Source organism: Paenibacillus glucanolyticus NBRC 15330 (assembly GCF_004000885.1).
In the GTDB taxonomy this organism is placed as follows: Bacteria; Bacillota; Bacilli; order Paenibacillales; family Paenibacillaceae; genus Paenibacillus_AQ; species Paenibacillus_AQ glucanolyticus.
This window is the reverse complement of sequence record NZ_BIMC01000006.1, coordinates 174109-187349: the sequence shown is the minus strand read 5'-3', so window position 1 is coordinate 187349 and position 13241 is coordinate 174109. Positions and strand designations below refer to the sequence as shown.

Genomic DNA, 13241 nt, shown 5'->3' with positions numbered 1-13241 from the left:
CTTCAAATAGGATAGGGCGCCCTTATCGATAACCGACAAGAGCGCCTGTAGGAATAATGCTGTTTATTTGCCGTTGGCAGCTTTCAGTGCCTTCATCCAGTCCTCTTCGAACTCGGTGCTCGTTCCCCAGCTAGGGATGATATCAGCCAGGTTCACCATGTTGACCGCTTCGGTTGAACCCTCAAGGCCGGAACGCTCAATCAATACAGGCTCCAGGTTGTAGACAGCAGGTGTTTCCTCGCCAGCAATTTTCTTGGCAAGCAAACGGACATTGATTGCACCGATCATTTTCGGATCTACGGCAGCCGTAGCCACCCATGGGCTGTCCTTCTTCTGAATCAGCTCCAGGTCCGCATTGGACACGTCGATGCCGTAAATCTTAACCTCGGTACGTCCGGCTTCCTCCAGCGCTCTGGCCGCGCCGATCGCAAACGCATCCCACGTTGCAAAGATCGCGTCGAGCTCACCCTTCGGATATTTCGTCAGGATGGCGGATACCGCATTTTGCGTTTCCAGGGAAGTCTGGTCGCTCGCTACGCCGAAGCGCTCCACTTCCTTAATGCCCGGGTTGTTCTTCAACGTTTCCTGATAGACTGCATTACGGCGTACCATCGGCGGGAATCCATCCACCCACAGGTATGCAATGTTAGCATCCGGTCCTTGCTCTTCAACCAGCTTGTCCAGCGCAAGCTTCGCGAGCTGCTCATCGTCTTGCGAGGTCTGCGTAACCCCTGCAATGTCTCCGATCTCCGGCAGGGAGTCGAAGGTGACAACCGGAATCCCTTTATCCGTGATCTTCTTCACATCTTGAACCGATGCAGGATCGTCTCCATGCGATATAATAAATCCATCGTAATCACTGTCAATGGCCTGCGCGATGGCATCATGGAATTTGGCGGAGTCCCCGTTCGCCGAGAAGGTATCTACCTTAAAGCCGAGAGCCTCGCCTTCCTGCTTCGCACCAGCAAAAAATTGTGCCGTATGATCATCGCCCCCGATCTTGCGAACCACCATCAGCTTCACCGGATCCTTCTCGGCAATGCCTGCCGGCAGGTTCTCGACCTTGTCGGCCAGATTGCCTGCTCCCTTACCACTGCCGCTGCCTGATTCGGCACATCCGGTTAAGACAATCATAAACGCGAGCACCAGCGCCGTTAATTTCCTTACATGTTTACTGCCTTTCATGTTCTCTCTCCCCCTGTTTTCCGTAAAAAGGACTATTAATACAAGTAATCCTATAGGATTTAAACAAAGGCGTCAACTATTATTTTTTCGCTTTAATGCATTACACCATGCAGGCAAAAAAAATGAAAGTTATTTCTAACTCTCGGGCAGGCCTCCTTCGGGAAGCTTGCATTTTCTCAACGTCATTCCTTTGTTTATATATGTATCGGTAGCTGCAAGCCCGCATTTCAGAGCTGTATGTCATTCTTATGAAAAAAGAGAGCTGCGGGCTGCTTACATTTCATGCCCGAGCTCTTTTTAGTGGACAAGCTGTTTAAGTGCATATTACACCTACAGGGTGTATGCCTTAATCCAAACGAACGCCCATCGTTTCGAGCCAAGCCTTCGCAATCAGGCCGTGCCCGGCAGGTGACGGATGCACGCCGTCCGGAGCCCAGAAGGCCGCTTCGCGGCGCACCGACGCTGCAGCGAACAAGCCGTCCAGCGGCACCAGCAGCGCACCGTATTCAACTGCCAATTCGCGCACCGCCGTAATTTTCGGATCCAGATCCTCGCGCCAAACTCTGCGATCCTCCGGATGCGGCAGCACAAACGGTTCTACGAGAACCAGCTTGGCGTCCAGCGCCTCTTTGGTGCGTTCGATCAATTTACGGTACCCGGACTTGAAATCCTCGGTGCTTGTCGGATCTCCGCTATCATACCGGCGCCAGGTGTCATTGATTCCGATATAGATGGATACCCAGTCGGGCCTCAGGTCCAGGCAATCCTCCTGCCATCTGCCATTCAGATCGACGACCCGGTTTCCACTGATCCCTCTATTCAAAAAGGTTACATTCAACTCCGGAAATTTCATGCCAAACATCGAGTCGATCAATAGCGGATAACCGTTGCCCAAGCTGCCGGAGAAGTTCCGGTCACGTCCGCAATCCGTAATGCTGTCCCCTTGAAATAATACAACATCCCCTTGCTGCAAACGATTCATTGCATTTCCTCCTCATCCGTATGGTGCTATTGTACGTACAATTGGAAACTCGTTACGCTCATTTTCTCGTGAGAACGCTTCCTAGGATTACATATTTGCCATACAGGGCTCAATTCCTTTTAATGAATCATGCAAATCATCGATTTATGAGTGAATTTTTGGACTGCCCCGTTGAATCAGGAAGACGTCTATCGACGTACCTTCCTCAGAAGACAGACCGCATCTATATAAGTTGAACTAAAGATTCTCAGCCCGAGCATCACTACGAATACGGATTATTCTTCCGATCGCTGTTGCCCCCAGATTTCTATCAATCCATTAAAAATGGTTGAAATCCGGGTGCAGTATATGCTTCCGATGCGAGCTTTCCTTTGGAAAGCTTTCGGGCGACCGCTACCGCTCCTCCAGAATAATTCCGCCTTCTCCGTTGAGGTTCTTCTTTTCATTAGTTCAATCTATCCAGCCGAAGTTATTAGCGAAAGTTTTTTGCGAGATCAAGGCGGTAAACTTCTGAACTTCATACTCCTTATTCAACAAAAAACCTGCCCCGACTCCGGTCGGGACAGGTTCTATTATTGTACGATCAGGCTCCGGTTGGCATGGCCACCCAGTGGCCTTTCGATACCTCCACCAGCTCCGAATGCTCCAGATTATACTTGTCCTCACCGGTGCGTTCATCCAGCAGCACCCGTTTCTTCTGGGACTCAATCTTCGGATCGGGAACCGGAATGGCCGCCAGCAGAGACTTTGTATAATCATGCTGCGGTTTGGAGTACAGCTCCTCGCTTTCTGCGAGCTCCACGATTTTGCCCATATACATAACAGCAACGCGGTCACTGATGTGCTTGACCATCGACAGGTCATGTGCAATAAACAGATACGTCAATCCAAGTCGGTGCTGTAGTTCCTCCAGCAGCTTTACGATCTGCGACTGGATCGATACATCGAGCGCGGAAAGCGGCTCATCACACACGATGAATTTCGGCTCTACCGCAAGCGCGCGCGCAATCCCGATCCGCTGGCGTTGACCGCCGGAGAATTCATGCGGATAGCGTGTGGCATAGGCCGGATCCAATCCGACCATATCGAGCAGCTCCTCGACCCGTTTCTTTCGCTCCTGCTTGCTGCCGGTCAGCTTGTGAACGTCCAGCGCTTCGCCGATGATGTCCACAACCTTCAATCTTGGGTTCAGTGAAGCATACGGATCCTGGAATATCATCTGCATATGGCGACGCATCGCCTTCATTTCCGAAGGAGAGAGACGATTAACGGACATGCCTTGATACAGCACTTCTCCCCCTGTCGGCTGATGAAGGCGAAGAATAGCTCGTCCTGTCGTCGATTTCCCACTGCCGGACTCTCCAACTACCCCGAGGGTCTCGCCGGCCTGAATGTGAAAGCTGATATCATTCACCGCTTTGAGGACATTGCCTTTGCCCATATCAAAATACTGCTTCAAGGATTTAACCTCCAAAAGAGGTCCCTTATAGTCCGTGCTCGGCACGATGATCGGCGCCGGCTTCGCTTTCTTCTTCTCGTCCAGACGCGGAAGCGCATTTAACAGCTTCAAGGTGTAGGGATGCTGCGGATTCTCGAAGATTTCCTCCGTCGTTCCCGTCTCTACTATAACGCCGTCCTTCATTACCGCCACGCGATCACACATGCCCGCTACGACGCCGAGGTCATGCGTGATCAATATAATGGAAGATCCGAACCTCTCCTGCATATCCTTCATCAGATTGAGGATCTGTGCCTGTATCGTCACATCAAGTGCCGTTGTAGGCTCATCGGCAATCAGCAGTGCAGGTCTGCACGCAAGCGCAATCGCGATCATGACCCGCTGGCGCATGCCGCCCGAGAATTCGTGCGGGTATTGATTGTAGCGCGCTTCGCTGTTCGGAATGCCAACCAGCTTCAGCATATCAAGCGCTTGCTTCTTCGCCTCGTGCTTGGACAGCTTCTGGTGTTTAACCAGGCTTTCCGATATTTGTTCGCCGATTCGGATAGTCGGATTAAGCGACGTCATCGGATCCTGAAATATCATCCCGATGTCCCGACCGCGAATACTCTCCATTTCCTTCTCTGTTTTCTCGGCCAGATTCTGGCCCAGGAACCGGATCTCTCCATCCTTCATATAAGAAGGAGGGGACGGCAGCAGCCGCATGATCGAGCGTGCCGTGACGCTTTTGCCGCTCCCGGATTCACCAACGATTCCGAGCGTTTCGCCTTTTTTCACCTCAAAGCTCACCCCGCGCACTGCGTGGAATTCTGAATCGCGGGATTGAAAGGCTACACTCAAATTTTTAACCTGCAATATCGGTTCCAACTCTGCTCACCTGCCATTATGCGTTTATGTTAAAAAGGTAATATCCTCTGCAACTCTTATAATCTATTGACTTTTAAAATAGGCTAAAATAAAATATACTATATCACTCGGAATAATGCAATTTGGAACAAGGAGGAAAGGCACCTTATGGGGGGGACAGAAGCAGCAAGACCAAACAGACTCATAAGTTCAATAAGCAGCACCTACAGTAAGATCCTTCTGAATCCTTCTTATAGATACTTACTATTATTATTGGGAGCGCCCGTGAATCTCGTGGTCTTCCTATTTTATTTGGTTCAGAGGAAGAAGGATGACTACGCTGCGGCTGAGAACCGCATACGCAGCGAGATGCTGGCTGCCGGATATTTGGAAGCACTACGCACCGAAATTATGGAGCAGCAGAAGCGCAAGCATGGCTTCTTCAAGCAAAAGGTCAATGAAGGGCAGCTTCGGCAGGAAGTTGACAAGATCGTTCAAGCCAGGTTCCAGGAAGTCCTCAAGGAAAGAACCGGCAAGGAACTGAAGCTGAACCAGCAGAAGCGTTTGACCATGGCCGATACATTTGGTTCTCTTATCGAGAATCCGTTGTTTTTCATTATATCACTAATTCCGGGCCTGCTGATGTACATCCTTATTTTTTTGTACAGCAATCCCTACCTGAAATATATTCTGGAGAGACTCGTCATGACGGTCTTCGTGATCTTCGGCGTGGCGGTGCTCGTCTTTACGATCCTCCACTTGTCGCCGTTCAACCCGGCAGCCAACATTTTGGGGGAGACGGCAACACCGGAGCAGATCGCAGCTTTTAACAAAATGCACGGTCTGGACCAAGGGTACTTGACGCAGCTGTGGAACAATATTAAGGGAATCGCCTATTTCGATCTTGGGAAATCCTTCTCTGGCAACGAAGAGATCACCTCAAGCATCGCCAGGAAGTTCCCGATCACGCTGACACTCACGGTTATCTCCCTGATCATTGCGATTGCGATCGCATTGCCAATCGGGATTATCTCGGCTACGAGACCGAATTCGTTTTTTGACTATACCTTTATGTTTGTGGCTCTGCTCGGACTGTCCATTCCGAACTTCTGGCAGGGATTGATCTTTATCCTGAATTTCTCGATCAAGCTGCAATGGCTGCCTGCCACCTTTAATCCGGAGAACTGGCTGTCCATGATTATGCCGGTCATCGTGCTCGGGACGGGACTCACCGCTTCGGTAGCCAGAATGACGCGGTCTTCGACGCTGGAAGTCATTAATGAAGATTATATGATCACAGCCAGGGCGAAGGGGCTCGGCAAGCGCACCATTCTAATGAAGCATGCTGTCCGCAACGCCATTATTCCTATCATTACCGTCATCGGACTTCAGTTCGGTGGGATGCTCGGCGGTTCAGCCGTAACGGAGAAGGTCTTTAACATCAGCGGTATCGGCAGTTACATTGTGGATAAACAGTTTATCCCCGATATCCCGGCCATTATGGGCGGCGTGGTTTACACAGCCATTACCATTTCACTGGTGAATGTCATTATTGATATCTTGTACGCGTTCTTTGATCCACGGATCAGGTCCAAGATGAAACAATACTAAAGCAGGTGTACTCATGATCAAGAAGCTTCTTTCTAAACAAGAAACCAAACACCAGCTGAAATCCTCTCACGAGTACAGTCAAGCCAGCTTCACATGGGTTATATCTTTGACCTTAACGGTGATCCTGCTGCTGAACAGCTTTGATTTCACTGGGGGAACCATCAAACCGTGGGTGTTCACCGCCTTTGCAGTGTACGCACTCTTTACCATCATTCAGATTATCATTACGCTGCTGATCCGAAGAGATCTTCGAAGCCAGGGAGAAATCCGGCGCTCCACGAGGATTCTGGGTTACATCCAGCTGCTGAGCATCGTCACAGGAAACCTGTTTACCGTTACTTTCGGTTTCAATCTGATCAAGAAACAGAAGCCGCCTGAATATACGATTGCCGTCTATATGCTGTTAACCCAGCTGTTTGTCATCGCTGTATCGGCGCTGAATCTATTTAAGCCTTATGTCTCAAATACATTCCTGCCAGCGATGGCAACACTTCTGATCATGGCCATCATTCAGCTGGTCGCTCTTATATTGGTTGCCAGATATGTAAAAACGAACTACGCTCATCCCAGAATGATCTGGCTTGCCTTTCCGATCATTCTGACTGCGGTAACGGGCAATATATTTGCCCTGGTGCTCGGCATTAATCTGCTAGCCAAAATCCGCAAGAACGGCAATCCGGCGATGACCCGCTGGGGCGACGTATGGGTGAAGCTTACAGCTAACCAGACGGCCATGTCTGGACTGTTCTTTGTTGTCTTCCTGTTCTGTCTATCGGTAAGCAGCCTGTTCACCTTCGATTACAGTATTGCGATTGATAACAACTACAGTGCCATTCTGCAGCCGCCAAGCCTTGCTTATCCATTCGGTACGGACAACTTCGGCCGGGATTTGTTCTCCCGCATCGTATTCGGAGCCCGGATTTCGCTGATTGTCGGATTTGCCTCAACGGCGATCCCCGTTATCATCGGCGGCGTTCTGGGTGCCATCTCCGGCTATTATGGCCGTCATACCGATAACATTATCATGCGATTGCTGGATGTGTTGTACGCAATACCGGGCATCCTGCTTGCCATTGCGATCATTGCTGCATTCGGAGCCAACACCGTCAATCTCATTCTGGCACTCAGCGTAGGCGCTATACCGACATATGCAAGAACAATGAGGGCGAATGTGCTCCTTGTCTCCACCTTTGAATATGTTGATGCAGCCAGAGCCTTCGGCTCCAGCAATTTTTCGATTATATTCAAGCATATCGTTCCTAACTCGCTCGCTCCCATGATTGTCAAATCCACATTGACTATCGGTGCAGCCGTCATCTCGACGAGCAGCTTGAGTTATCTGGGTCTCGGCGTTGAGCCGCACATTCCGGAATGGGGGAATATCCTCAAGATCGGAAGCACGTACCTTGAGACGCATTCCTACCTGGCCATTTATCCGGGCCTTGCCATCATTGCACTGGTGCTGTCCTTCAACTTCCTTGGGGACGGACTGCGGGATGCGCTTGATCCTAAGCTGGATTAAACCTCCAGCAAGTAAAGCACACTAACTTTGGTTTCAATAATATTTTATATATATTTTTACAACTCAGGAGGGTATCCACAATGAAAAAGAGTTCCTTGCTGTTACTGGTCCTCTCGCTAGTCATCGTACTGGCCGGATGCAACGTAACAACCAAAGATGATGCACAGCAAAATCAGCAAGAACCATCCGATACAGCAGCAGATACATCCGCTGTGAATATTGAACTTCTTGGCATGAGCTCCGGCGAATCGGATATCAACATCATTCGCGACCAGCTTACAAAGAACGGCTTCAACGTGAAGCTGAATCTGCAGCCGGACTACGGCAGCTACAAAGCTCAACAGGATGCCGGTAATTATGATGTCGCACTGTCCAGCTGGACGACCGTGACAGGCAACCCTGACTATGCTGTTCGTTCCCTGTTCAAAACCGGCGGCGACTACAGCATTATGTCCGACGAAGAAGTGGACAAGCTGATCGACCAAGCAGCAACACAAACGCCTGAAGACGCTGCTGAGACCTACAAACAACTGGAACAACGTCTTGTTACAGACAAAGCTTACATCGCTCCGCTGTACATTTCCCTGAAGAGCCAAGCGTTCAACAAGGATGTGCTGGACGAAAACTCTGTCCGTCTCTCGAAATCCCGCTCCCTTCCTTGGGAAGCTGTTGATTTCAAAGATCAATCCAAGCGCGCTTCGCAGCCGCTGATTCTGTCCCAATCGATCTCGGAACTGACTTCGCTTGATCCGATCAAGGGTAATGACGGTTCCATCAACATTATCAATACCAACATGAATGTACGTCTGATCAACCTGACCGATGATGACAAGATCACGTCCGAAGGTTCGCTGTCTTACAACCATGCCATCGGTGAAGGCAATTCGGAGTACTACTTCATTCTTAGAGATGACATTAACTTTGCCAAAATCACGAACAAAAAAGCCGAAGATTCCGGCGAACGCGTAGGCGCAGACGACGTTATCTTCTCCATGAACAGAGCCAAAGACAAAAATTCAGTACCTGATCATCGTACCTACACGCTTCACGAGCACATCAACACCGTTGAAGCTGTAACGGATATGAGCGTTCTTGAGAACACTAAAGTATCCGGAAGCGGCGACAGTGTTAAGAATGCTCTTGAAGCAGGCTTGGATACCAAAATCACTTCCCTGGTCAATGACAAGAACCAAGCAAGCACGAAAGACGGTAAATACCAGGTTATCAAATTGACTACTACAGAGCCGTTCCCGCAAGTACTGAACTACCTGGCTCACCAATCTGCGGGGATCGTATCGAAGAAACAAGTCGAATCGATCAACACATATGACGTTGAGAAGTTCGATGTGAACAAAGACATCCCATATGGTGACCAGAACACGGTAACCGAAGGCGACAAGTACAACAATACGCTGTATGCAAGCGGTCCTTACATCTTGTCTTCCAAAACGGATTATGAAGCGACCTTCTTCAAAAACCCTGGTTACATGAAGGGTACAGAGCACGAGCCGAAAATCGAGCAAGTGAAAATGCGCTTCATCAAGGATGCGGACAGCACACTCTCCGCTCTGCGCAGCGGCGAAATTCACCTGTACTACGGCGTGCCTGAAACAAAATACGATGTGGTTAAAGGCGACAGCAAGCTGAAACTGCAAACCATTGAGAGCAACGCGGTATCCTACTTGCTGTTCAACACGAAGAACCGTGATGTGGCAACAAGCGATGATCTGAGAAGAGCGGTGCTCTACTCGATCAACCAGGATGAGATTTTGACTTACTACAACAACAACAAAATCAAAGCCTACTCCACCGTCAGCCCGATTGTCAAAACCGGCAACGAGCTGGTAGCCGACCCGGCGAAGGTGAAGGAATTCTTGAGCGCATATAAAGCGAGCAAGTAAAAAAGAGGACGACATTAGCGAAAAGCTGATGTCGTTTTTTTGATGTGAGGTTATATGCGCCCCTTAACTTCTGATTCCCTTAGCATCGCTATATTCGTGGGTAGATCTTTGCATCGCTCCGTCTGTTTTTTTGTATCGCTCCGCATGCGGATGATTCTTCCGATCTCTGTTGCCCCCAGATTTCTATGAATGAATGGGCTGATGTAGAAATCCGGGTGCGGTTTACGCTTACGATGCAGCTTTCTTTCAGAAAGCTTTCAGGAGACCGCTGTCGCTTCTCCAGAATCATTCCGCCTTCTCCGCTGGAGCAATCCTTTTAGGTAGTGCGCCACGGCTCTCTTTTTTGCACCTTTGACAAACTACGAAAGTCGCGTGATTAGCTATGATGCGCAGCTAATGTCGTTCCTTTTTTATATACGCTTGATATCGTCTACAAGCTCGGGCAAGCCCTCAAGGAAATAGTGATCGTCACCCTCGTATGCCCGCCGGCCTGGGAAAGCTGCTTCGCGTAGTGCTGAGCGTGCGCGAAAGGCACCACGGGATCATGGCGGGAGTGGTACAGGTATAAGCTGGATATGCGAGGCAGCAGGGTGGCAAAAGAATCCGGCCTGGATTGGATCCATTTTTGATCTGCGTCATGGGCCGTTATAGAATCTTTTACCTAATGTCCAGCGATAAAACGCAGCGCAGCATGCTGATCGAACTCCTTAATCTGTATGGCTTTCAGGCGGATTCCTCCTTCCTCGTGAAAGTGGACTCTGCCGAGAAGAACAAGAAGGTTATCGAGCTTAAGGTAAGCGGCAAGACACTAGTCATCGACCCGCTCGTAGCAAGTCCTACCGGACATGTCCAAATCTATTACAAGTGGTGGAATGGGACCCGGGCATAACCACACCGGGAATATCATATTGATGGTCACTCCACTGGAATGAGAAGAATCCCTAACGGTTTACCGTTAGGGATTCTTGCATTGTTTCCTTTTGGACGCTCAGCTTCTAGCCTTTTACTTCTACTTCCGTTGAGATATTCCAGTTAATGCCGTATTTGTCCGCAACGATGCCATAGGCCGGGCTCCAGAAGGTCTCCTGAAGAGGCATGACAACCTGTCCGCCCTCCCGGAGTGCTTCATATACTCGTGTCGCCTGTTCCGCTGCATCCGTCATAATGCAGATCTGAACCTGATTGCTGGATTGAACCGGTTGTCCAGGAAACGTATCTGATAACATCAGGATCGTATCCCCAACCTGAAGCGTAGCGTGAGATACGCGATCCCGTGCATTCTCCGGCAGCGGAAAGTCCGGGTTAGCCGGCATTTCACCAAAGGTTTGAAGCATAATTACATGGGCATCCAAAGCCTTCTCATAGAATTGAACGGCTTCCTTAGCATTCCCGTCCATATAGAGATACGGATTCATTCGAAGTGTCATACGACTAGTCAACTCCTTTTTCTTATAATAGGCATCTACTCACATTATCTCCCAAAGGAGCACAATAGCAAAACATAAATTCCCGAATCTAACTACCAGAACCTCTGGTTCTTCTTCCAGCCATAGAGAACAGTCAAATCCACGGTTATCCCCATCTCTTCATTCAGCGTCTGCCCAATGACTTCCAGGGAACCCCCCCAGGATAACGGCGTCATGTGGATCAAGTGTCTCATCTGCCCGGAATCCAAATCGACGCGATACTGAATCCGCTCGGAATCCATCCGGTCAAAGTGACGGCCAAACAGCTTCATCGTGCTGTCATTGGAGTAACTCGCTCTGCTCGTCTGTCTGTAGAACATCTCTCGCAGCTCCTGCAAATAACCGCTTCCCGGAATCACCTTCACTACCATTCCATCATCTGCAAGCATTCGACCGAACTCGGCGTAGTTGGAGGGAGACAATATATTCATAATAAAATCGAACTGCTTGTCCGCGAACGGGCTATTCGCCAGATCTGCCGTACACCAGATATGTCCGGGTGCATTTCTTGCGGCCATCATGATGCCTTCTTTGGCAATATCCATGCCAACGCCAAGCACGTTTTGCTCCAGCTGCCGCTTCCCAAGTTTGTTCGTTATACCAGTTAGATGGGAACCCTCTCCACAGCCTGCATCCAGTATCTTCAGCTCCGTTCCTTCTGATTTCTCTGCTTGAAGGATCCGATCCGTAATCCGCTCCATCATCGGGTCAAAAAAACCGCTGTTGTTTATCCGTTTTCGGGATTCGAACAGGGCCTTATCATATTTTGTTGTGACTGCATGGGAGAGCAAGTTCACATGCCCTTGCTTGGATATATCATAACAATGGCCCTTCTCGCACACTACACTTGCCAATCGTTCAACTTTCATGGAACAGCCGCAGATCGTGCATTTGAACATCTGCTCATGAATCGACAGCAGTTTCGCTTTTTGCAACAACTTTTCATTTTTGGACACAGCCCAATCATCCTTTCCATTCGTTATGACGAAATGAAAAAGGCACAGATAAATAAACTCTAGCCATCACTCTTTTTAAAAATGGCCGAGCTTATACGATCTGTACCTCACATTAACGTAAACGAATGTAATGGATCATGGCATCGAACACGCTCCTATCCTCTATTTTGCGTGGGTGATATGCGCCCAATAACCATTTTAACATGAGGACAAAGGATGTAAACCCGCTGCTCACTGTTCCTCTACATAGCAAAATATATCAAGAAAAAGGCCAGCTACTACGGTAACATACATGGATAGGATATACTTCGTTTTTTTGTTCATGTTAATTATTTTAATCATAATGACATATATATATTGCAAAATGACGTAAATACCATTACAATTCAGGTATTCAGGAAATTTCAGGTGCTTACTCTTTAGAGAAACGGAAGGGATTGATGGATATGAAATGGTTTAAGAGAAACGCTGTTGAGGATGAGCGCATCGTCAATATGAAGAACAAATTATACAAAGAGGTATACACCTTGATCATGGTCATCTGCAGTATTTCTGTCATTATCAAGTCTTTTATGCTGACCACAACGGAATCCGTTCTGCTGGAAATGTTGATCATTATTGGAGGAAGCTTATATTTCGGCATCCGAAGCGTGACGCTGGGAATCTACTCCGATGAGGTAGAGATTCACGACCAGAAGAGCAAGGTTTCGTTCAGTAAGCGTACTGCGATCTCGGGTCTTGTTATCGGTGTCGTACTCGCTCTTTTTTTCGGTATCCGAAGTGCGGTCTTGTACGGGAATGGCAACAGTTTAACCGAATGGAAGTATTTCTTCATCGTTTTCCTTGTTTCGCTGATCATCTATCTCCCGCTCTTTGTTGTCATGAATTCTGCGATCCACTACGGTGCCAACAAGGTCAGCCGAAGAATGTCACAGAACGATGAGTTTGATTCGTAGAAAGGTATCAAGGTGAATTGGCATGAAAAATATCAAACTGAAAATGGCAAGGGTCCAAAAGGATCTTTCACAGGAAGAATTAGCCCAGATTGTCGGCGTCTCGAGACAGACCATCGGATTGATCGAGCTTGGCAAATATAATCCTTCCCTCAGCTTGTGCGTGGCCATTTGCAAGGCTCTCTCGCGTACTCTCAATGATCTGTTCTGGGATGAAGACTAGACTGGCAAGGCGTTTATTTGGACCATCAGACCGTATTCGTGACTATGTTAAGGAGGGGATGCCAAGATCAATTACCATACCCAGGGCACAGAAACATCCTGACGAGTTTTTTTTACTATGTATGTTCAACAATTAAA

12 protein-coding genes are annotated in these 13241 nt (G+C 48.7%); 7 read left to right on the top strand and 5 right to left on the bottom strand.

Annotated elements, in window-relative coordinates; translation table 11 throughout:
- Nucleotides 1–63: 63 nt before the first annotated feature.
- The 3 genes from PGL02S_RS12275 to PGL02S_RS12265 all read right to left on the bottom strand — a co-directional run bounded on the left by PGL02S_RS12275 (nucleotide 64) and on the right by PGL02S_RS12265 (nucleotide 4493).
- The gene (locus PGL02S_RS12275) at nucleotides 64–1185 is read right to left on the bottom strand and encodes a sugar ABC transporter substrate-binding protein (RefSeq protein WP_036641079.1); all 1122 of its coding nucleotides are present in this window, start codon (nucleotides 1183–1185) and stop codon (nucleotides 64–66) included.
- Between the two features lie 346 nt (nucleotides 1186–1531).
- The gene (locus PGL02S_RS12270) at nucleotides 1532–2167 is read right to left on the bottom strand and encodes an SGNH/GDSL hydrolase family protein (protein ID WP_036641078.1); all 636 of its coding nucleotides are present in this window, start codon (nucleotides 2165–2167) and stop codon (nucleotides 1532–1534) included.
- A gap of 583 nt (nucleotides 2168–2750) precedes the next feature.
- Nucleotides 2751–4493 carry an ABC transporter ATP-binding protein gene (locus PGL02S_RS12265; RefSeq protein WP_036641077.1) on the bottom strand — a complete coding sequence of 581 codons (1743 nt, stop codon included), beginning with the start codon at nucleotides 4491–4493 and terminating at the stop codon, nucleotides 2751–2753.
- Between the two features lie 147 nt (nucleotides 4494–4640).
- Between PGL02S_RS12265 and PGL02S_RS12260 the strand changes: the two genes are divergently transcribed.
- The 5 genes from PGL02S_RS12260 to PGL02S_RS12240 all read left to right on the top strand — a co-directional run bounded on the left by PGL02S_RS12260 (nucleotide 4641) and on the right by PGL02S_RS12240 (nucleotide 10395).
- Nucleotides 4641–6083, top strand: a complete 1443-nt coding sequence (locus PGL02S_RS12260) for an ABC transporter permease (protein ID WP_006208510.1) — start codon at nucleotides 4641–4643, stop codon at nucleotides 6081–6083.
- A gap of 13 nt (nucleotides 6084–6096) precedes the next feature.
- Entirely contained in the window at nucleotides 6097–7605 is a 1509-nt protein-coding gene (locus PGL02S_RS12255) for an ABC transporter permease (protein WP_036641076.1), read from the top strand.
- Between the two features lie 80 nt (nucleotides 7606–7685).
- Nucleotides 7686–9506, top strand: a complete 1821-nt coding sequence (locus PGL02S_RS12250) for an ABC transporter substrate-binding protein (protein WP_036641075.1) — start codon at nucleotides 7686–7688, stop codon at nucleotides 9504–9506.
- 185 nt (nucleotides 9507–9691) lie between these two features.
- The gene (locus tag PGL02S_RS28775) at nucleotides 9692–9826 is read left to right on the top strand and encodes a hypothetical protein (RefSeq protein WP_255308628.1); all 135 of its coding nucleotides are present in this window, start codon (nucleotides 9692–9694) and stop codon (nucleotides 9824–9826) included.
- 317 nt (nucleotides 9827–10143) lie between these two features.
- Entirely contained in the window at nucleotides 10144–10395 is a 252-nt protein-coding gene (locus PGL02S_RS12240; protein ID WP_244892241.1) for a hypothetical protein, read from the top strand.
- 106 nt (nucleotides 10396–10501) lie between these two features.
- On the opposite strand, the gene PGL02S_RS12235 is transcribed toward PGL02S_RS12240, so the two are convergent.
- On the bottom strand, nucleotides 10502–10933 hold the full coding sequence (locus PGL02S_RS12235; protein WP_036641072.1) for a VOC family protein: 432 nt from the start codon (nucleotides 10931–10933) through the stop codon (nucleotides 10502–10504).
- 92 nt (nucleotides 10934–11025) lie between these two features.
- Entirely contained in the window at nucleotides 11026–11907 is an 882-nt protein-coding gene (locus tag PGL02S_RS12230) for a putative RNA methyltransferase (RefSeq protein ID WP_306765990.1), read from the bottom strand.
- A gap of 467 nt (nucleotides 11908–12374) precedes the next feature.
- Between PGL02S_RS12230 and PGL02S_RS12225 the strand changes: the two genes are divergently transcribed.
- Nucleotides 12375–12884, top strand: a complete 510-nt coding sequence (locus tag PGL02S_RS12225) for a DUF6773 family protein (RefSeq protein ID WP_228030064.1) — start codon at nucleotides 12375–12377, stop codon at nucleotides 12882–12884.
- 22 nt (nucleotides 12885–12906) lie between these two features.
- Nucleotides 12907–13104 (top strand): helix-turn-helix transcriptional regulator, encoded by a 198-nt coding sequence (locus PGL02S_RS12220; protein WP_036641069.1) that lies wholly within the window; start codon nucleotides 12907–12909, stop codon nucleotides 13102–13104.
- Nucleotides 13105–13241: the final 137 nt, after the last annotated feature.

Excerpts from the sequence above, each read along its gene's own strand:
- PGL02S_RS12225 (WP_228030064.1), top strand. The coding sequence starts at position 12,375 with ATGAAATGGTTTAAGAGAAACGCTGTTGAGGATGAGCGCATCGTCAAT.
- PGL02S_RS12235 (WP_036641072.1), bottom strand. The coding sequence starts at position 10,933 with ATGACACTTCGAATGAATCCGTATCTCTATATGGACGGGAATGCTAAG.
- PGL02S_RS28775 (WP_255308628.1), top strand. The coding sequence starts at position 9,692 with ATGAATGAATGGGCTGATGTAGAAATCCGGGTGCGGTTTACGCTTACG.
- PGL02S_RS12275 (WP_036641079.1), bottom strand. The coding sequence starts at position 1,185 with ATGAAAGGCAGTAAACATGTAAGGAAATTAACGGCGCTGGTGCTCGCG.
- PGL02S_RS12240 (WP_244892241.1), top strand. The coding sequence starts at position 10,144 with ATGGGCCGTTATAGAATCTTTTACCTAATGTCCAGCGATAAAACGCAG.
- PGL02S_RS12260 (WP_006208510.1), top strand. The coding sequence starts at position 4,641 with ATGGGGGGGACAGAAGCAGCAAGACCAAACAGACTCATAAGTTCAATA.
- PGL02S_RS12255 (WP_036641076.1), top strand. The coding sequence starts at position 6,097 with ATGATCAAGAAGCTTCTTTCTAAACAAGAAACCAAACACCAGCTGAAA.
- PGL02S_RS12220 (WP_036641069.1), top strand. The coding sequence starts at position 12,907 with ATGAAAAATATCAAACTGAAAATGGCAAGGGTCCAAAAGGATCTTTCA.
- PGL02S_RS12250 (WP_036641075.1), top strand. The coding sequence starts at position 7,686 with ATGAAAAAGAGTTCCTTGCTGTTACTGGTCCTCTCGCTAGTCATCGTA.
- PGL02S_RS12270 (WP_036641078.1), bottom strand. The coding sequence starts at position 2,167 with ATGAATCGTTTGCAGCAAGGGGATGTTGTATTATTTCAAGGGGACAGC.